The organism is Pseudomonas sp. 18058, assembly GCF_902706155.1.
Lineage (GTDB): Bacteria > Pseudomonadota > Gammaproteobacteria > Pseudomonadales > Pseudomonadaceae > Aquipseudomonas > Aquipseudomonas rustica.
In genome coordinates this window covers 47,773-67,042 of sequence record NZ_CACSJY010000006.1, presented here as the reverse complement: position 1 = coordinate 67,042, position 19,270 = coordinate 47,773, and the positions used below count along the sequence as shown (strand labels likewise).

Here is a 19,270-nt window from a genome sequence, read left to right as displayed (position 1 = left end):
TGCCTTTATAAGGAGTCGACCTAATGCATATCCAATGCATTTCCCGGATATTTTTTATGTGAAAAATGCATATCGACTTGCGACAACTTCGTCACTTCATCGCCTTGGCTGAACAACGCAGCTTCGTCGCCGGCGCGCAGGCGGTGAACCTGTCGCAGTCGGCATTCAGCCGTAGCATTCAGGCGCTGGAGCACAGCGTCGGCTGCCAGTTGGTCGATCGCGGGCGCAAGGAATTACCGCCGACCAAACAGGGCCAGGTGCTGCTCGAACACGCGCGGCGGCTGGTCAGTGGTGCGCAGCAAATGGCCAACGAGATCAGCCAGTTCAATGGGCTGGAGGCGGGGGAATTGCGCTTCGGTTGCGGGCCGGCGCCAGCGGCGGGTTTGATCCCGCGCGCAATTGGCAGCTTCATCGGTCGCTACCCGAAAGCGCGGGTGCAGTTTCAGGTCGATGATTGGCAGAGTTTGAGCAAACGTTTGTTGAGCGAAGAGTTTGAATTCTTCGTTGCGGACACTCGGCATTTCGAGGCGGATCCGGATTATCTGACGCATCGGTTGCGCCCGCGTAAATGGCACTTCTGCTGCCGCGCGGGGCATCCGTTGGCGGAATTTGATCGAGTCACCGCCGAGCAATTGATGAGTTATCCGTTGGCGGTGAGCATCCGCCCGCCGAACCTGCGCAAGGTGATTGTCGACCTCAGCGGCCGCCCGGATTTCACCCCGAATGTGGAGTGTGAAAACAGCTCAAGTCTGCTCAGTGTGGTGCTGCGTTCGGAGGCGATCGGGATTGTCGGCGCGTATTCGGATGCCCTGCATCAGGCCAAGGGTGAGCTGGTGTGTTTGCGGGTTGAGGGTTTGGCGGATGATCTGGAGGAGTTGTACACGCGCTATGGGATTGTCAGCCGCGCGGGGTATCGGTTGTCGCCGTTGGCGGAGGCGATGATTGAGCAGATCAAGGTGATTGATGCGGTGGATGAGGAGGTGTGTTCGCTGGATAGACTTGCCGTCTGATCGGACGCCTCCGCGAGCAAGCCCGCTCCCACAGAGAAACGCATTTCAAATGTGGGAGCGGGCTTGCTCGCGAAGGCTGCTGCGCAGGCACCAATGCACTCCCTGCATAAACCCCATTCCCCAAATGCACTTGCCGAACACCCCCACCGAAAGCGAAAACCCTCGCCTGTCCCACTGACCGGTTAACCCCATGCCCACCCCGCCAAAACCCGTGCGCAACGTGCTGTACATCATGTGCGATCAACTGCGCCGCGATTACCTGTCCTGCTACGGCCACCCACATTTGCACACGCCGAACATCGATCGTCTCGCCGCCGCCGGCGTACGTTTCAGCCGCGCCTACACCCAAGGCACGATCTGCGGGCCGTCGCGGATGTCGGCCTACACCGGGCGTTACGTCAGCAGTCATCAAGTCGCCTGGAACGCCGTGCCGCTGCCGCTGGAAGAACTGACGATCGGCGATTACCTGCGCCCGCACGGCATCCGCACTGCACTGGTTGGCAAGACTCACGCAACGGCGAACGTGGATGCCTTGCAACGTCTGGCGATCAACCCCGAGAGCGAGCAAGCCGAAATTCTCAACGAAGTCGGTTTCGAACCGTACATGCGCCACGACGGCATCTATCCCGACGATCCGCTGTTCGATGACAAACGCGAATCTGCGCCCTACACCCATTACCTGCGTGAACAGGGCTTCGACGGCAAAAATCCCTGGCACGACTGGGCCAACGCCGCCGAAGGCGACAACGGCGAAATCCTCAGCGGCTGGCAAATGCGTCATTCGAAATTGCCAGCACGAATTCCCGAGCAGCACTCAGAGACTGTCTACACTACAAATCGAGCCATCGACTTCATCACCGAGCAAGGCGAGAAATCGTGGTGTTTACACCTTTCCTATATCAAACCGCACTGGCCGTACATCGTACCGGCGCCGTACCACGCCTTGTACAGTACGAAATCGATTCTCGAACCGATCCGCGCGACGCCCTCCGAAGCCAGCAAACACCCCGTATACACTGCCTTTCGCCAGCATGAGGAAAGCCTCAACTTCTCCCGCGATTCAGTACGATTGACTGTAATCCCCACGTACATGGGCCTGGTCAAGCAAGTCGATGATCAACTCGGGCGACTGTTCGATTTTCTGCAGAGCAATCGCCGTTGGGATGACACGTTGATCGTGTTCACCAGCGATCACGGCGACTTTCTGGGCGATCACTGGCTCGGCGAGAAGGAGTTTTTGCTGGAGCAGGCGGTGGGCGTACCACTGATCGTGCGCGACCCTCGGGCGGCGGCGGATGTCACGCGCGGCACGGTGGATCATCGGCTGGCAGAAACCATTGATGCGTTGCCGACGTTTCTTCAAGCGCTGGGATTGCCGGCGGCAGAGCATCGACTTGAGGGGCGTTCGTTGATCCCGCTTCTGCACGGTGAAAATCCGGACTGGCGCCGCTATGCGATCAGCGAATACGACTACGCATTTCAGGCGCCTGCGCGGGAGCGACTGGGCCAGCCGATCGATCGTTGCCGCATGACCATGGTGCGCAGCGAACGCTGGAAATACCTGGCGTACGACGGCTTTCGGCCGCAGTTGTTTGATTTGCTGAATGATCCGCAGGAGCTGCGTGATTTGGGCGAGGATCCGGAATTCGCGGCGGTGCGCGAGGAGCATGCGGGGTATTTGTTTGAGTGGGTGCGGGGGTTGAAGCGGCGCACGACGATCAGTCATCAGGAGATTGATGGGCGTGGCCAGCGGTTTCGGTATGGTGAGCCGCAGAGTGAGAAGGTTGTTCATATTGGGGTTTGGTAGCTGGGAGAGCCCCTCACCCTAACCCCCTCCCGGAGGGAGAGGGGACTGAATGGGGGATATTTCAGAGGTTCACCGACCTGATCACGCTTCACCGAATCCATAATCGATAAGGCGGTTCAGGTCGATGCACCCCGAAAGACAACTCGGTCAGCTCCCTCTCCCTCCGGGAGAGGGCTGGAGGGGCTCTTGATCTTCAATCACGCCCTTTAATGGTCTGGCTACGCTGCCCGTTCGCCCCCACCGGCACCTCACCCTTCAACGTCACCCGACGCACCACCCGATCCTGAGTCCCGTAATCATCAATCGCATAATGCTGCGTCGAACGGTTATCCCAGATCGCCACATCACCCGCCTTCCAGCGCCAGCGCACAGTGTTTTCCTGACGAATCACATGGCTCTGCAAAAGCCCAAACAAATGCGCCGAATCGGCCTGCGAGTAACCTTTGATGCGTTTAACGAAATGCCCCAACAACAAGCTCTTCTCGCCGCTGATCGGGTGCACGCGCACCACCGGGTGCTCAGTCTCGTAAACAGTCGATGTGAAAACCTTGCGATAGCGCTCCAGCTTCTCTGCCGACACGTCCGGTTTCGCACTGGCGTAGTCGTACTCGTTGCTGTGCACGGCGACCAGTTTATCGGCCAGTTCGCGCAGCTCGGTCGGCAAGCCGTTGTATGCCGTCGCGGTGTTGGCCCACAGGGTGTCGCCACCGAAGGCCGGGGCCACCACCGAGCGCAGGATCGAGGCTTTCGGATAGGCGTCGACGAAGGTCACGTCGGTGTGCCAGGAGTTGGCGCGCTGACCTTCAGCGCCGTCCAGTTCGAGCAGATAACGCGTGCCTTCACGGGACGGCACGGTCGGGTGCGCCACCGGTTCGCCGAGCAAATGAGCAAAGGCTTCCTGACGCTGATCGTCGAGCTGAGTCTGTTCGCGGAAGAACACGACTTTGTACTGAACCAGTGCCTGTTGAATGGCTTCGACGGTGGCGGCGTCCAGTTCACCGGACAAGTGCACGCCACGAATCTCGGCGCCGATACGACCGGCCACCGGGTGAATTTCCAGCGCGTGGACAGCGGGTTTTACTGCGAGTGCGGCATTGCTCATGGGTAGACCCTCATCGACTGCTTACGGTTGGGCGGCAGCGAAACATTGCTCTATCTATATTCCATTTACATCTAATAGATATTCACATGCTTCGTTGACGGAATAAGAGCTTGCATTTAAAACCTCTAGCAACCCTCGTCGCAAATGCCTTCGAGCTATTTTTAGGATGCCGGAAAAGCATATGGATCTTCGCCAGTTGCGCTACTTCATCGCCCTCAACGAACACCGCAGTTTTGTCCGTGCGGCGGACGCGATGGGCATCACTCAACCGGCGTTCAGCCGCAGCATTCAAGGGCTGGAGCAGGAGTTCGGCTGCGTGCTGGTGGATCGCGGCAACAAGGATTTACGCCCCACCCCCGAGGGCCAAGTGGTGCTGCAACACGCCCTGAGCCTGGTACAAGGCGCGGCGATGCTCAGCGCGGAAGTGACGCAGATGACCAAGCTCGATGCCGGCGAAGTGCACTTCGGTTGCGGCCCGGCGCCGGCGGTGAAACTGGTGCCGGATGCAGTGGCGCAATTCATCAATGCGCACCCGAAAGTGCGCACCTGTTTTCAAGTGGATAACTGGGAAAAACTCAGCCGCGCGCTGAGCCGTGAAGAGATCGAATTTTTCATCGCCGACATTCGTCATTTCGAGGCGGATCCGAACTTTCAGACGCAAGCCCTGACACCGAAACGCGGAGTGTTTTTTTGCCGTCCGGGACATCCGCTATTGGCCAAGGAAAGCCTGTCGACCAACGACATGTTCGACTACCCGTTGGCGACCACGCGGATCCCGCCGGGCATTCGTAAATTGCTGGCGAATCTCAGCGGCAGGATCGATTTTTCGCCGACCATCGAGACCGAGCATTTTCCGGCGCTGGTGAAAGTGGTGCTGCAATCGAATGCGATTGGCGTCGGTACGGAAGAGGCGTTTGTCGAGGACATTGCCAAAGGTTCGCTGGTGCTGCTGCACTGGCGCAATTTGCCGCAGAACCTGGAGAGCATGAATGCGCGCTGCGGGATTGTCAGCCGTACCGGGTTTCGGCTGTCGCCGGCGGCGCGGGCGATGATTGAGACGCTGGTGGCGGTGGATCGAGAGGAACATCGCGTCGCTGTTTGAAGAGGATCGTTCCCACGCTCTGCGTGGGAATGTAGCCCGGGACGCTCCGCGTCCCAAAGCGGACGCAGAGCGTCCATTGATGCATTCCCACGCAGAGCGAGGGAACGATCGGTTCCCCTGTAGGAGCTGCCGCAGGCTGCGATCTTTGCTTTTAAAGCTTCGCAGCGGCCAACTCCGGCGCCACCCATTCATTGACCTTGAACGGCTTGCGAATCAGCCTTTGCTGCGCCGCCAGATCGACCTTGTCCTGCAAGCTACCCAGGAACGCCGGATCCAGCGTCGACGGGAATACTTCGCTCAATTTCTGATCTTTCAGATCTTCAGTGAGGATCACCGGCGGATAACTCGCCAGCCCCGACACCAACTGCACGTACGCATCCTTGTTGCTGTCCTGCGTCAGCCACTCCACGGCCTGCTGCTGCGCCTTTAACAACTTCGCCACCGCTTCCGGATGCTCATCAACGAACTTGCCGCTGCCCACCAACACCGACTGCACACTGCCGGCCCCGCCCAAATCCTTGGTGTTCAACGGCAACTCGGCCAAGCCCTTGATTTGCAATGCCGCCAACCCGGAACTGCCCCACGATGCATCAATCTGCTTCGCCGCCAGTGCAGCGGTCGCGCCGGTGAAGTCGAGGTTAATGACCTTCAGATCCTTCTCGCTCAAGCCCTGACTGGCCAGCGCCGCGTCAAACGACAACTGCGTCGCGGTGCCCTTGAAGATCGCCACACGCTTGCCCTTCAGATCCTGCAAGGTCTTGATCCCGGAACCCGGCACCACGCCGAGATACTGCTTCACCCCACGCGCACCGGCATTTAGCAGCCGCGTATCGAGGCCGTTGGACTTGCCAATGATCGCCGCCAGATCCCCGAGATACGCCAGATCAACCTGACCATTGGCAAACGCCTCATTGATCACTGGCCCCGCACCCTTGAAGAAATTCCACTGAATCTTGATGCCCTGATCGGCGAACGCCTTTTCAAAAATTTGCTGATCACGCAGCACGTCGACCACACCGCCGCCACTGTGTTGAGTGCCGGCGCTCAGGTCAGGCACGGCGATGCGGATTTCCTTCAGCTCATCGGCCTGCGCCGTCAGCGTGAGAAAACCCGCCAGCGCCGGGGCGGCAAACAGGCTGATGACACGTTTGAAAGGAAGGTTCATGGGTGCGGCTCCTTGATCAATACAGGCGTTAAGGAGCCGAAAGTAGGGCGAAGCAGCACCTACGCTTAAATACTATAAAAGCACATTTTTATAGCTTTTAACGCTAAGCGAACAACGCCGGGGCTTGCAGCGGCGTATGCATTAACAGCATCGAAAATATTCTTCGAATGCATTGGATGCGTGTGGGCTGGAGGCCTTAAATGGTCTGGCTTATCTCCAATTAGTATTGATTTGAATATTGTTAGATCATTTTTGCATACTCCACGCAACTTGTAGGAGCCGAGCTTGCTCGCGAAGGGGCCGTGTCAGTCAACGCAACAGTCGACTGATTTAACGCCTTCGCGAGCAAGCTCTGCTCCTACAAAAGCGGTGGTTTGCCATGCAACCCGACAACGGAGGTCACCCATGGCCCGTCAATCTCTGCTCAGTTTGCCGCTGCCAGCGCCACCGCTGAAAAGCCGACGCTCCTGGCCCAGCATCAACCAACGCCTGTTGCCATGGCTGCTGCCCATCAGTCTGTTCGCTCTATGGTGGCTGGCCGCGCGCAACCAATGGATGAGCGAGCAGATCCTGCCGGCGCCGTCGCTGGTGTGGAACAGCGCCGTCGAGCTGTCGCAAGGCGAGCTGTGGAGCCATTTATGGATCAGCCTGCAACGCTTGTTCTGGGGTTTGCTCGCAGGGATTTCCGCCGGTGCAGTGCTGGGTGCCGCGCTGGGTTTCAGTCGCCGTCTGGAGCGTCTGATTTTCCCGACCTTCGCCGGCCTGGCGCAGGTGCCAACGCTGGCGTGGATTCCGCTGTTCATGGTGTTTTTCGGCATCGGCGAAGTGTTGAAACTGGTGGTGCTGATCAAAGCCATCGTCGTCCCGGTGACCTTGCACACGCTGGTCGGCGTGCGTGACGCTCAGCCGAAACTGCGCGAAGCCGCTGCCGTGTTGCGACTGCCACCGCGCCTGCTGATCCGGCGATTGGTGCTGCCCGCCGCCCTGCCCGCGTTCATGGCCGGTGTGCGTTTGGCGCTGGCCGCCGGCTGGACATCGCTGCTCGCAGTCGAGTTGCTCGCCTCCAGCGAAGGCATCGGTTACCTCATGGTCTGGGCGCGCCAGCTGTTTATGCTCGACATCGTCTTTGTCTGCATCGTGGTGATCGGTTTGATCGGCGTGGCGATGGATCGCGGCATCGGTCTGCTGGATAAAAAACTGGTGCACTGGCCGCACCCGGCCACTGCGGAAATTCGTCGCGGCCCACGTTATGAAGGCTGGCAGCGTTTGCAACCGTGGCTGCTGCCGCTGGGCTTGCTCGCGCTTTGGCAACTGGCGAACGATCAACAGTGGGTCGATCCGAATATTCTGGTGAGCCCACTGGCCGTGCTGATTACGGCGTGGGACGGTCTGCTCGATGGCACGTTGATCAACGGCATGGCCCTGAGCCTGGGTCGCACCCTCGGCGGTTTGTTGTTGGGCGGCGGACTCGGTTTGGCCCTCGGCTTGCTGCTGGGCTTGTCACGCACCAGCGAACGTGTGCTCGGCCCGACACTCGCCGCGCTGCGCCAGATCGCGATTTTCGCCTGGGTGCCGCTGCTCACCGCGTGGTTCGGTTTGGGTGAACTGGCGAAGTGGGTGTTCGTCGCCCTCGCCGCATTCTTTCCGCTGTTTATCGCCACGCAACGCAGCGTCGCCAACCTTTCGCCGCAACTCAACGAAGCCGCACAAGTGCTGCGCCTGAGCCTTGGTCAACGCCTGCGCAGACTGGTGCTGCCAGGCGCGGCACCGGGGATTTTCGCCGGTCTGCGCCTGAGCCTGATCTACGCCTGGCTCGGCACCATCGGCGCTGAATATTTCATGCCGTCCAACGGCGGCATCGGCAGCCAGATGATCGGTGCGCAACAACTGCTGCGCATGGATCTGATCATGGCGTGCATGCTCTTCGTCGGCCTCACCGGCGCCCTGCTCAACCTTATTGGCCAACGCCTGGAAATTCGCGCGACCCGCTGGAGACACGCATGAACGCACCCATTGTCAGCTTCACCCACGTAGGCAAATCCTTCGACGTCGACGGTTTCGAACTGGAGGCGATTCGCGAATTCAACCTGGACATCGCCGAGGGCGAATTCGTCGCCATCGTCGGTTCCAGCGGCTGCGGTAAATCCACCTTGCTGCGATTGTTGGTGGGCCTTGATACGCAATTTCGCGGGCAGATCACCGTCGATGGCAAAGCCGTCAGCGGTATCGGCGGCGAGCGCGGCATTGTCTTCCAGGAACACCGTTTATTCCCGTGGCTGACCGTCGCCGACAACATCGGCCTCGGCCTGGTCAACGAGCCGCTGAGTGCTGCACAAAAGCAAAAACGCATCGACGATTTCATCGATCTGGTCGGCCTGCGCGACTTCACCCGCGCCTATCCGCACCAGCTCTCCGGCGGCATGGCACAACGCGTGGCGATTGCTCGCGGCCTCGTCGCCAGCCCAAGAATTCTGCTGCTTGACGAACCCTTCGGCGCGCTCGATGCACTGACCCGCCAGCAAATGCAGGACGAGCTGTTAGCGATCCGCGACCGCGCGAAGATCACCACGATCCTCGTCACCCACGATGTTGAAGAAGCGATCTTCCTCGCCGACCGCGTGGTGGTGATGGAGCCGCGTCCGGGGCGGATCAAGCAAGTGGTCGACATCGCCCTGCCCCATCCGCGCCAGCGCAGCAGTTTCGACTTCCATCAGTTGCGTGAAGAACTGCTGCACGAACTGACCAGTGATGACCATTACCAACCGAGCGTGCCGGTGCAGATCCGCGATCTGCCGCTGACGTTCATTGCCTGCTGAACAGGAGTTTCGCAATGCCGCAACGTCCCAACTTTTTGGTGATTCTGGCCGACGATCTCGGCTTCTCCGACATCGGCGCGTTCGGCGGCGAAATTGCCACGCCGCACCTCGATGCCTTGGCCAATAATGGCCTGCGCCTCACCGATTTTCATACCGCACCGACCTGCTCGCCGACCCGTTCGATGCTGCTCACCGGCACCGATCACCACATCGCCGGCATCGGCACCATGGCCGAGACGCTGACCCCGGATCTGATCGGCAAACCGGGTTACGAGGGTTACCTCAACGACCGCGTCGTCGCGCTGCCCGAGCTGCTGCGCGAGGCCGGTTATCAAACGTTGATGAGCGGCAAATGGCACCTCGGTTTGAAAGCTGAACTGGCGCCGCATGCGCGCGGTTTCGAGCGCTCGTTTTCGCTACTGCCGGGCGCGGCCAACCACTATGGTTTCGAGCCGACCTACGATGAGCAAACGCCGGGCCTGCTGAAATCAACCCCGGCGCTGTACATCGAAGATGACCAGTTTCTCGACGAATTGCCGAAGGATTTCTATTCCTCCGATGCCTTCGGCGACAAGTTGCTGCAGTACCTCAAGGAGCGTGATCAAACTCGGCCGTTCTTCGCTTACCTGCCATTCTCCGCACCGCACTGGCCGTTGCAGGCGCCCGCTGACATCGTCGAGAAATACCGTGGCCGCTATGACGCCGGCCCGGAAGTGTTGCGCCTTGAACGGCTGGAAAAACTCAAAGCCCTCGGCCTGATTGAGCCGGACGTTGAGCCACATCCGCTGATTCAGTTGACCCAGCAGTGGGACGCGTTGAGCGACGAACAAAAACAGATTTCCGCGCGGGCGATGGAGGTCTACGCGGCGATGGTCGAGCGCATGGACTGGAACATTGGCCGGGTCGTCGATTACCTGCGCCAGCAGGGGCAACTCGACAACACGTTCATCCTGTTCATGTCCGACAACGGTGCCGAAGGCGCACTGCTCGAAGCGTTCCCGAAATTCGGCCCGGAACTGGTGACGTACCTCAGCCAGCATTACGACAACAGCCTCGACAACATTGGTCGGGCCAACTCTTACGTCTGGTACGGGCCGAACTGGGCGCAGGTGGCGACCGCGCCGTCACGGCTGTTCAAAGCGTTTACCACCGAAGGCGGGATTCGCGTGCCGGCGCTGCTGCACTATCCGCAGCTGGCGATCAAAGGACAGATCAGCCATGGCTTCGGCACGGTGATGGACATCACGCCGACGATTCTCGATCTGGCCGGCGTGCGTCATCCGGGCAAGCTCTGGCACGGTAAACCGGTGGCGCCATTGCGTGGCAAATCGTGGCTGGGGTTCTTGTCGGGCGAGACCGCGCAGGTGCACGACGAGCACACGGTGACGGGTTGGGAATTATTTGGGCGAAGGGCGATTCGGCAGGGATCGTGGAAAGCGGTGTGGATCCCCGGGCCAGTGGGGCCGGCGACCTGGCAGCTTTATGATTTGAGCAGCGATCCGGGGGAGATTCATGATCTGGCGCTGAGTCAGCCGGAGAAGCTCAGCGCGTTGATCGGGCATTGGCAGCAGTATGTCGAGGAGACCGGGGTGATTTTGAGTGAGTCGCCGTTTCAGCCGGATTGAGGGCAAGATCAAAAGCCCCTCACCCCAGCCCTCTCCCGGAGGGAGAGGGAGCTGACCAAGGTGTCTTTCGCTAAACATCGACCTGTGAAAACCAGTCGATTATGGATTCGACAAAACTCTTTCACGTCGGCGTACTTCCCCAATATCCCCCAATCAGTCCCCTCTCCCTCCGGGAGAGGGCTAGGGTGAGGGCAATTCGTCAGGCCTCCACCACCTCCCCAGACACCGCGATTTCATCCCGACGAACAAACCGGTTCGCCCGCCCAAACGTCCCGAAATCATTAAACCTCACCCCCATCTCGCGCATCACCTTATGCGCCACCGGCACGGTCATCTGGCGGATATAAAACGGCTCCTTCACCACAAAATGATGAATCCCGTGGCTGCTGCCAAAGTTGAAGCAGAACGCCTGCAACGGCCACAACCACCAAGGGTTGAGCACCTGACACTGCTGCAACACATTGCCCAGTTCAACATCGCCGTAGTAATGCATGTTCGAGCTGATGAAGTGCAGGCAAAACGTACGCAAAACATTCGGGCCGATGATCACCACAGCGGCGATATCGATCACCTGCATCACCGACAACGTCGTCGCTGACCATTCAATCGGCGCGCCCAGCAGATACGCGATGCCATTGGCCGCATGAAAACCGAGAAACACATACCACACACCCCAATGCACCAGCGCCAGCGGCGCGTAGACCTTCAACGTGCGTTTGATGATGCTGAACTTGTGCGCCCAGGTCTTGGCTCGCAGCATGCGGATAAACGCCGACATCACGTTGTCGCCAACCATCAGCAAACGCGCAAAACCCCACGGCTCGCCGTTGGTGATCGCGCGCTCCTCCATGTCAGTTTCAGTGCCGGAAACCTTGTGGTGATTGAGGTGCAGATGCCGACGAATCCACGGGTTGATGGTGCTCGGCCGCGCCAGCCACACCAGGCCCATCATCAAATTGTGCGGCACGCGTTGCTTGCGGAAATACATGCTGTGGATCAGGTCGTGCTCCAGCTCATGGGTCAGCGAAGCGAAAAACGCATTGAGCAGCAGGCACGCCCACCACGCCATATGGCCGGTGATGTACAGCGTCGCCGAGCCGATCATCCCGATCAGGGCAAAGGCCAGAATCCCCGCCCCAAGCGCATCCTGATGCTTGAGAATCGGGTAGCGCTCACGCAATTCGACGCCTTTGGCCAGCACCACTTCGCGAATATGTGCTGATCGCTGGGCCGCATTGTGTCGCTGGGGACTTGCAGAAGTACCGTCCATGCTTCCATCCTCGGGTTTATGATGTTCGCATCGTGCCTCGCCAGTGCTTCAATTGCGGTAGCCGAGAACGCCAACCTGTTGACCGGAAGCGCCAATCAGCATGAAGGAACCGACCTCCCTCGCCAGCTGGACCCGTGCCTTGCGCAAACAACTCGATGCGCTGGGGCTGGACAGCATTGCCCTGTGCCAACAGGCCGGGCTTGATCCAAATTTGATGGACGACCCCAACGCGCGCTATCCACTGTCCGGCACCACGCGCCTCTGGGAAATCGCCGTGCAGGTCAGCGGCGACCCGGCGATTGGTTTGCGCGTGTCGCGGTTCGTCAGCCCGACTACTTTCCATGCGCTCGGTTATGCGCTGGTCGCCAGCGGCAGTTTGCGTGAAGTGTTTGAACGCATCGTGCGCTATCACCCGGTGGTCAGCGATGCTCTGGAACTGGAACTGAGCCGCAGCGACGACCGCTATCAATTCCGTCTGAAAATTCCGTCAGGCAATCCGGCGCCAGCCTTCGAAGCCATCGACGCGTTCACCGCGATCTACGTGCGCACTTGCCGCAATCGCCTCGGCCGCGAATATGCGCCACTCGCCGTGTATCTGCGCCGTCCGGAACCAACCGATGCACACCAATGGCACAAAGTCTTCCGCGCCCCGGTGCATTTTGGTTGTGCCGAGGATCGTCTGGAGTTCGCCCTCGTCGACTTCGACAGCCACCTCGACGACGCCAACCCGGAACTCGCTGAACACAATGAGGCAGTGCTCAAACGCACCATGGCCCAGCTCCAGCCGCTGACCTGGGAGCGCAAGGTGCGCGATGCCATCGAAGAACAATTGCCGGAAGGTGAGCCGAGCGCCGAGCGAATTGCTCAAGCGTTGCATTTGAGTTTGCGCAGTTTGCAACGGCATCTGGCGGATGAGGGTTGTCGCTTCGACACACTGCTCAACGAGAGCCGCGAGAACCTGGCGCTGCTGCACCTGCGGGATCCGCAGTGTTCGTTGAGTGAGGTGAGTTATTTGCTCGGGTTCGCCGACACCAGCAGCTTCAGCCGCGCGTTCAAGCGCTGGACGGGGATGACGCCGGGGCAGTTTCGCGATGGGTTGCGTTGATCGTCAGCCTTTAGCCAGACTGCGTTCCATACCGGATGACCATTGTTCGATCATCGCAGCACCCATCGCGGCGAACGCCGGATGACTGGCGCCGTACTCCGCCATTTCGCCCATTGCCACCTGCATACCGTTAGCGACTTGCTGCAGTAATTCATTGCAACGCGCCTCCGTCAGATTGCAGGCCGTACGACCGAACCGCATCAGCATTTTGTGCTTGGGCCAAGCCTTCGAGCCACCCAAGAGCAACGCCATACTGTCGTTCTTTATGTAGACCGATGTGGTGATGATGTCGTATGCGGGCGCGAGTCTGATTGTCGATTCCTCGCCGCAGCTTTCGTAAAGCACGCCGAAGTTTTTGAGATGAGCGTCGCCGTTTTTCACGCCTGCGGACAAAGCCACAATCTTGAAAAATGCTTCCAGCGCCAGATTGAGCAATGCAGGCGAAACAAACGCTTTGATCTGCCGGGCCGCGCCTTCGTAAGAGCCGTCGTATTTGGCTTTCGACGGCCAACCGTTGAGCACGCAGAAGTCCTCAAAACCCAGGTAGCCCGTAGCGCTCAAATCAAAGCGCTCGATAACCAGAAACCTGCCATGTTCGCTGAGCTCGAAGTTCGGCACGTCTAGCCCGCAGTGTTGCGCGGCACGCATGCAGAAGTATTCGTTGGTCGCCAAGTGCGGATATTCATCAGCCCGAAAAGCTTTGACCAAATGGGTCGATCCCCGATGCGTCAGACGATCAATCGCAGCCGCACTGTCACGTACCAGCACTTTAGGCTGCACCCCGGACACTCCGGAATACTGGCCATAGGTTTGCAACAGATCCTCGAACAGGCCTTGCGCACCATCGTGCACCAGCAGATCGGCCAGCGACGTTTCAGGCGGGCGATCCGTCATCGATGGGCTGGCAATGGATAACCGACCGAGCTGATAGGGCCCGACAATGGCCAGCAATGCAAAGTCATCGAAGCCGCGAACTGCTTTGCTGAAACGCCGAACCAGCTCATCACGAAGGGCGCCTTCGGGCAGATTCATCTCGAAAACCGGATGAATGCCATGCTCCCAACGATAACTCTCCAGGCGGGACGGCATTGTCAGTGACACGGCATTTTCAGCACTGATTTCTTCGCGGTAACTGAAGACGCTGTCGACTCGATCTTGCCCGCGCGCCAACGTTCCCACCGCTTGCCCGCCGACACAGACGTTTAATCTATCCGACAACTCAGTCATGGAAATTAACCTGTTGCAGCGTATCGAGTGTCGGTCGACGAGACTGACGTAGAACCGCAGTCAGCTCATAGCCAAACCCGTTGAGGATCGCTTCGACTTTGCGTAGGCCGATTTCCGAAATGGTGTTGTTTTCGATCCCCGAAATCGTCGCGCGGCTCATTCCGTATTGCTGAGCCAGTGCCTGCTGGGTCATTTTGTTCGCCTTGCGCAGGGCTTTGATCAACTCGCCAAGCTGTTCCATACGGTATCCTGCATCAAATACGGTGCAAATTTAGATATATGTTTAATTTGCATCGCATTTGATGCACTCACTGAACAAGATTAGCCTAGTTCCCAGTGATCACGAAGCAATTACTTGCTCACCACAAATCCCAGCTCAAAAACAGTGCCGTCAGCATCACTGCTTACCCGCACCTGTCCCCCATGCAACTGCATGATCGACTGCACGATCGCCAACCCCAACCCACCCGAATCCCCCGGTTCTGCCCGTGAAGGATCGACGCGGTAGAAGCGGTCGAACAGTTTGCTCAGATGCGCCTGCGCAATCGCCGGGCCATGGTTGTGCACTTGCAACCAGCACTCACCCGGCTCGTCGCGGCGACGCAGACTGATCACCGATCCTTGATCGGCATGACGCACGGCATTTGCCAGCAGATTGCCGAGCGCCCGTTGCAACAGTTGCTGATCGGCAAGCAGTTCACCGTGCAGTTGATTGTCGAGCCGCACGTCACGGTCATCCGCCAAGGCTTCAAAGTAATCACACAGCTCACCGCCAACGCTGTGCAAATCCAGGGTTTGCAGATTCAGCGCGCGTTCGGCCTGTTCTGCCCGGGCGAGGAACATCAGGTTTTCCGCCATGCGTTTGAGCCGTTCGAACTCTTCCATGTTCGAGGCCAGCACTTCCTGATATTCCTCGGCGCTGCGCGGATGATTCAGCGCCTGGCCGTTACTGGCGAGCAAGGTGTGCAACGGCGTGCGGATTTCGTGGGCGAGGTCGGCGGAGAACTGCGACAGGCGCTGCACGCTGTCGTCCAGTCGCGCGAGCATGCCGTTGAGCGCTTGCACCGGTTCAAGCAATTCTGCCGGCGTGCCATTGGCAGGCAGGCGTTGATCAAGGCTCCGCAGATCGATGCCGCGCACCGCTTCGCTCAACTGCCGCAACGGTTGCAGGCCCCGGCGCAGCAAGAGCAAGCCCAAGGCAAAAGCGAGCAACGCACCGAGGCCAACCGACAGGTACAAGCGCATGCGATAACTGCCGAGCATCTGCTCACGCTCGCTCAGCACTTTGCCGGCAATGACCGTCAGCGGCTCGCCGTTCGGCCCCTGCGCTTCGCCGGACAACAGCGCCAGTTCAGCACCGTCCGGCGCTTGCCACGTGAGTACATCGGGACGCTGCGGCGTTTGCTCGCGGGGGATGGCGTTCAGTGCGGGCAACTCGCGTTGCCGTGGATTGATCGCGATCACGCTCGATCCGTCGGCGCGGCGCACCAGCAACAGGCTGTCGAGATTGCCGAGCATGTTCTGATACAGCCGAGGCCGCGCCTGCAAAGCGCCGAGGCTGTCGCTGTCGGCGAGCAAGGCGCGCACTTGCTCCAGTCGACCGAGCAACGCGAGGTCGTCGCGGTAGGCGATTTCCGAGGCCAGCGAGCGGTAGAGAAACACGCCAATCGCGCTCAGCACCAAGGCGCAAACAATCGCGAACGCCAGCGCCAGTCGCCAGGCGATCGACTTAGAGCGCATCGTCCAGCGCTTCCAGTTGATAACCGACACCGCGCACGGTGTGGATGAGTTTGGGCATGTACGGATCATCGACTTTCGAGCGCAAACGCCGCACGGCGACTTCGACCATGTTGGTGTCGCTGTCAAAATTCAGGTTCCACACCTGCGAGGCGATCAGCGTGCGCGACAGCACTTCGCCCTGGCGACTGGCGAGCAATTGCAGCAGGGCGAACTCCTTGTTGGTCAGGGCGATGCGCTGGCCATTGCGGCTGACGCGGCGGCGCAGCACATCGATTTCCAGATCGGCGATGCTGTACGACTCGGCTTCGCGCATCGGCCCGCGTCGCAGCAAGGTGCGCACGCGCGCGAGCAGTTCGGCGAAGGCGAAGGGTTTCAGCAAGTAATCGTCGGCGCCCAGTTCGAGGCCGCGCACACGGTCTTCGATGGCGTCCTTGGCGGTGAGGAACAGCACCGGCGTGGCGCCGCGCTGGCGGATCAGCTGCAGCAATTGCCAGCCATTGAGGCCGGGCAGCATCACGTCGAGGATGATCAGGTCATATTCCTGCTGCTCGATAAAGTAGCGCCCATCGAGGCCATTGAGCGCCACGTCCACGGCAAAACCCGACTCGCCCAGGCCCTTGGCGAGGAAATTTGCGGTTTTGGCTTCATCTTCTACGACCAGCAAACGCATGGCACACCTCGATTGATAGGCACACAGGCTAGGCGCCTTCGGCGACGTTGCCCATTACAAACTTGTAATCCAACTGACGAGGTTCTGACGAAGACCGCCGATTAAGGTGACGGCCTTCGCTTCTGGAGCTTGTCCATGACCCTGAAATTCTTGCTCGCCAGCCTGACCCTCGGCCTCAGCGCCGGGGTTTACGCCAGCCCGGAACTGCCGCGTCACGCTGACCTCGACCTGAAAACCGCACGTCTGCTCGCCGACACCGCCGTGGCCAATTGCACCGGCACGGTGTCGGTGTTCGATCGCGGCGGCAACTTGCTGGTGACCTTGCGCGGCGACGGCGTCGGCCCGCATAACACCATTGCCAGCCAACGCAAGGCGTACACCGCGCTGTCGACCAAAACCGCCACTCGACTGTTCGCCGAGCGCGCTCGCAGCAATCCGGAAACCGCCAACCTCAACACCCTCGACGAATTGTTGTTGCTCGGCGGCGGTATTCCGCTGTTCCTCGGCACTGAACTAGTGGGCGCCATGGGCGTGGCCGGTTCCGGCGGCGGTGAGCAAGACGAAAAATGTGCGATCAAGGCTGCCGAGAAAACCGGCCTGGCCACCACCCGTTCCCAATAAGGAGATGCATCGATGAATACTTTGCGCATGACTTTCGCCGCGCTCGGCCTGAGTGCTTTCTCAAGCCTGGCGCTGGCCGCTGGCAACCCGTTGAGCGTGCACGTGCTCAATCTGGAGAACGGCCTGCCGTCGCCGGGCATCAACGTGACTTTGGAGAAGCACGTTGGTCAGGACTGGCAGCCGCTGGCTCAGGGCACCACCAATGAACAAGGACGCATCGCCGAGCTGTTCCCGGCCAAGCAGCCTTTTGAGGCGGGTGAATACCGCGTGGTGTTCAAGACTGGCGAGTACTTCAAGAAGGTCAAGCACGACACGTTCTTCCCGGAGATTCCGGTGATCTTCGAGGTAAAACAGACCGATCAGCATTACCACATCCCGCTGCTGCTCAGCCCGTACGGTTTCTCGACCTATCGCGGCTCGTAAAATAAACACAGATCCTTTGTTGGAACTGGCAACTGTGGCGAGGGGATTTATCCCCGATGGACTGCGCAGCAGTCCCATTTTCAGGGCCGCTGCGCGCCCCAGCGGGGATAAATCCCCTCGCCACAAGTATGGGTTTCCACTGTGGATAATGTGGCGCCGTTAGATTGTGGCCAGGGCGCGCAATCGCGTGGCATCAAGGATTTCGATCTCGCCGTACCCGAGCCCGATAATTCCTTGCCCCTGCAAATCCTTGAGGATCTGGTTGGTGGTCTGCCGCGACAGCGACAGCATCGACGCCAACTGCTCTTGCGGCAGTTGCAGCACCCGGCGTGGCGCGTCGAGTTCGCCGTAGCCTTCGGCGATCATCAGCAAGCGATGCGCCAGACGCGCCGGGGCTGGCAGCAGGCTCAGTTGTTCCAGGTTGATAAAGGTCAGACGCAGTTTGTGGCTCATCAGCAGCGCCAGATGTCGCCAGTACACCGGGTTCTCATCCAGCAATTTCAGCAACGTCGCCTGCGGAATATTCAGCAGCAGGCACGGCCCCACAGCATAAGCATCATGGGTACGCGGCTGCCCGTCGAACAGGCAGATTTCGCCAAACCAATGCGGCGCCTCCACCAGACTCAACAGCGCCTCTTTGCCCTGCTCACTCACCGCACCAATGCGCACCGCGCCTTCGAGCACCGCGTACAAACCGCACGGCGCATCGCCACGCTGGAACAAGCGCTGTCCCGCCGTCAGCCGCCGCTCCCGGGCAGCCGCCAGCAAGCTATCCTGAAAGGACACCGGCAGATGACTGAACCACTGGCCGTTCATCAGCCGTGAACGAATTTGCATAAACACTCCTGGATTGTCGCCTGCCTGACAGAGCGAACCCTGATCCCGAGGGATGATGCGATCAACCCTACCGGAGGAACAACAATGAAAAGCCTCGTCGACCATCTCAGTCAATACGCCGCCTACCACCGTGATCCGCGCAACATCGCCAGCCACTTTATCGGCATTCCGCTGATTGTGGTGGCTGTGGCGGTTTTGTTGTCGCGGCCGGAATGGTCGCTTGGCGGGTTGTGGATATCTCCAGCCGTTATCGTGGCGCTGGCCTCGGCGTGGTTTTACCTGAGACTGGAAGTGAAGCTCGGCGTATTGATGACCGCGCTGATGGGCCTGTCGGTCTGGGCCGGGCACGTCTTGGCGCAGCAGAGCACCGTGGTCTGGCTGAGCAGCGGGCTGGCGATGTTTGTGGTGGGCTGGGTGATCCAGTTTGTCGGCCATCACTATGAAGGGCGCAAACCGGCGTTTGTCGATGATGTGTCGGGGCTGATTGTCGGGCCGTTGTTTGTGGTGGCCGAGTTGGCGTTCATGCTCGGGATGCGGCATGAGTTGAAAGAGCAGATCGAGGCGCGGGCGGGGGTTGTGCGAGTCAATCCGAATCGTGCGGCTGTCTAGACCGCATTCGCGAGCAGGCTCGCTCCCACAGAGATTTTGGTTGTTCCGATCGTTCCCACGCTCTGCGTGGGAATGGCGCCATGGACGCTCCGCGTCCACTGTGACGCGGAGCGTCACGGGATGCGTTCCCACGCAGAGCGT

The 19,270-nt window shown here is 59.6% G+C and carries 18 protein-coding genes; 10 read left to right on the top strand and 8 right to left on the bottom strand.

Annotated features, from left to right (window positions below; translation table 11 throughout):
* Positions 1-65 precede the first annotated feature (65 nt).
* Positions 66-1,010: a LysR family transcriptional regulator gene (locus tag GVL50_RS05045; protein WP_159811972.1), complete on the top strand. Its 945-nt coding sequence runs from the start codon at positions 66-68 to the stop codon at positions 1,008-1,010.
* Positions 1,011-1,200: 190 nt separating this feature from the next.
* Positions 1,201-2,817, top strand: a complete 1,617-nt coding sequence (locus GVL50_RS05040; RefSeq protein WP_159811971.1) for an alkaline phosphatase family protein — start codon at positions 1,201-1,203, stop codon at positions 2,815-2,817.
* 193 nt (positions 2,818-3,010) lie between these two features.
* Here GVL50_RS05040 and GVL50_RS05035 read toward each other — a convergent pair whose 3' ends face one another.
* Entirely contained in the window at positions 3,011-3,919 is a 909-nt protein-coding gene (locus GVL50_RS05035; RefSeq protein ID WP_095113908.1) for a TauD/TfdA family dioxygenase, read from the bottom strand.
* A gap of 181 nt (positions 3,920-4,100) precedes the next feature.
* On the opposite strand from GVL50_RS05035, the gene GVL50_RS05030 reads away from it, so the two are divergent.
* Complete coding sequence (locus GVL50_RS05030; protein WP_053116485.1) at positions 4,101-5,021, top strand: LysR family transcriptional regulator; 921 nt, start codon at positions 4,101-4,103, stop codon at positions 5,019-5,021.
* A gap of 151 nt (positions 5,022-5,172) precedes the next feature.
* On the opposite strand, the gene GVL50_RS05025 is transcribed toward GVL50_RS05030, so the two are convergent.
* The gene (locus GVL50_RS05025) at positions 5,173-6,186 is read right to left on the bottom strand and encodes an ABC transporter substrate-binding protein (protein ID WP_159811970.1); all 1,014 of its coding nucleotides are present in this window, start codon (positions 6,184-6,186) and stop codon (positions 5,173-5,175) included.
* Between the two features lie 405 nt (positions 6,187-6,591).
* Between GVL50_RS05025 and GVL50_RS05020 the strand changes: the two genes are divergently transcribed.
* Genes GVL50_RS05020 through GVL50_RS05010 form a run of 3 tightly spaced genes read left to right on the top strand, consistent with a single transcriptional unit; the run spans position 6,592 to position 10,627 of the window.
* Positions 6,592-8,190, top strand: coding sequence for an ABC transporter permease (locus GVL50_RS05020; RefSeq protein ID WP_053116483.1), 1,599 nt, complete (start codon positions 6,592-6,594; stop codon positions 8,188-8,190).
* Positions 8,187-9,002, top strand: a complete 816-nt coding sequence (locus GVL50_RS05015; RefSeq protein ID WP_159811969.1) for an ABC transporter ATP-binding protein — start codon at positions 8,187-8,189, stop codon at positions 9,000-9,002. Before GVL50_RS05020 ends, GVL50_RS05015 begins: the two co-directional genes overlap by 4 nt.
* Positions 9,003-9,016: 14 nt before the next feature.
* Positions 9,017-10,627 carry an arylsulfatase gene (locus GVL50_RS05010; RefSeq protein WP_159811968.1) on the top strand — a complete coding sequence of 537 codons (1,611 nt, stop codon included), beginning with the start codon at positions 9,017-9,019 and terminating at the stop codon, positions 10,625-10,627.
* Positions 10,628-10,826: 199 nt separating this feature from the next.
* Here the strand turns inward: GVL50_RS05010 and GVL50_RS05005 are convergent, their stop codons facing one another.
* Complete coding sequence (locus tag GVL50_RS05005) at positions 10,827-11,897, bottom strand: fatty acid desaturase (protein WP_159811967.1); 1,071 nt, start codon at positions 11,895-11,897, stop codon at positions 10,827-10,829.
* A 100-nt stretch (positions 11,898-11,997) separates the two neighbouring features.
* On the opposite strand from GVL50_RS05005, the gene GVL50_RS05000 reads away from it, so the two are divergent.
* Positions 11,998-13,002, top strand: a complete 1,005-nt coding sequence (locus GVL50_RS05000; protein ID WP_159811966.1) for an AraC family transcriptional regulator — start codon at positions 11,998-12,000, stop codon at positions 13,000-13,002.
* A gap of 3 nt (positions 13,003-13,005) precedes the next feature.
* Here GVL50_RS05000 and GVL50_RS04995 read toward each other — a convergent pair whose 3' ends face one another.
* The 4 genes from GVL50_RS04995 to GVL50_RS04980 all read right to left on the bottom strand — a co-directional run bounded on the left by GVL50_RS04995 (position 13,006) and on the right by GVL50_RS04980 (position 16,639).
* Positions 13,006-14,229 carry a type II toxin-antitoxin system HipA family toxin gene (locus GVL50_RS04995; RefSeq protein ID WP_159811965.1) on the bottom strand — a complete coding sequence of 408 codons (1,224 nt, stop codon included), beginning with the start codon at positions 14,227-14,229 and terminating at the stop codon, positions 13,006-13,008.
* The gene (locus GVL50_RS04990) at positions 14,222-14,470 is read right to left on the bottom strand and encodes a helix-turn-helix domain-containing protein (RefSeq protein ID WP_159811964.1); all 249 of its coding nucleotides are present in this window, start codon (positions 14,468-14,470) and stop codon (positions 14,222-14,224) included. Before GVL50_RS04990 ends, GVL50_RS04995 begins: the two co-directional genes overlap by 8 nt.
* Before the next feature lie 110 nt (positions 14,471-14,580).
* The gene (locus GVL50_RS04985; RefSeq protein ID WP_159811963.1) at positions 14,581-15,969 is read right to left on the bottom strand and encodes a heavy metal sensor histidine kinase; all 1,389 of its coding nucleotides are present in this window, start codon (positions 15,967-15,969) and stop codon (positions 14,581-14,583) included.
* Positions 15,959-16,639, bottom strand: coding sequence for a heavy metal response regulator transcription factor (locus GVL50_RS04980; RefSeq protein WP_159811962.1), 681 nt, complete (start codon positions 16,637-16,639; stop codon positions 15,959-15,961). The genes GVL50_RS04985 and GVL50_RS04980 overlap by 11 nt, the downstream gene beginning before the upstream one ends.
* 135 nt (positions 16,640-16,774) lie before the next feature.
* Here GVL50_RS04980 and GVL50_RS04975 point away from each other — a divergent pair, with 135 nt between their 5' ends.
* Together GVL50_RS04975 and uraH are read left to right on the top strand one after the other, a co-directional pair.
* Entirely contained in the window at positions 16,775-17,260 is a 486-nt protein-coding gene (locus GVL50_RS04975) for a heme-binding protein (RefSeq protein WP_159811961.1), read from the top strand.
* A 12-nt stretch (positions 17,261-17,272) separates the two neighbouring features.
* Positions 17,273-17,683, top strand: coding sequence for a hydroxyisourate hydrolase (gene uraH, locus GVL50_RS04970; protein WP_016987599.1), 411 nt, complete (start codon positions 17,273-17,275; stop codon positions 17,681-17,683).
* Positions 17,684-17,842: 159 nt separating this feature from the next.
* On the opposite strand, the gene GVL50_RS04965 is transcribed toward uraH, so the two are convergent.
* A complete protein-coding gene (locus tag GVL50_RS04965) occupies positions 17,843-18,520 on the bottom strand; it encodes a Crp/Fnr family transcriptional regulator (RefSeq protein WP_159811960.1) in 678 nt (225 codons plus the stop codon).
* An 84-nt stretch (positions 18,521-18,604) separates the two neighbouring features.
* Here GVL50_RS04965 and GVL50_RS04960 point away from each other — a divergent pair, with 84 nt between their 5' ends.
* Positions 18,605-19,129 (top strand): DUF962 domain-containing protein, encoded by a 525-nt coding sequence (locus GVL50_RS04960; protein ID WP_159811959.1) that lies wholly within the window; start codon positions 18,605-18,607, stop codon positions 19,127-19,129.
* The last annotated feature ends 141 nt before the right edge of the window (positions 19,130-19,270 follow it).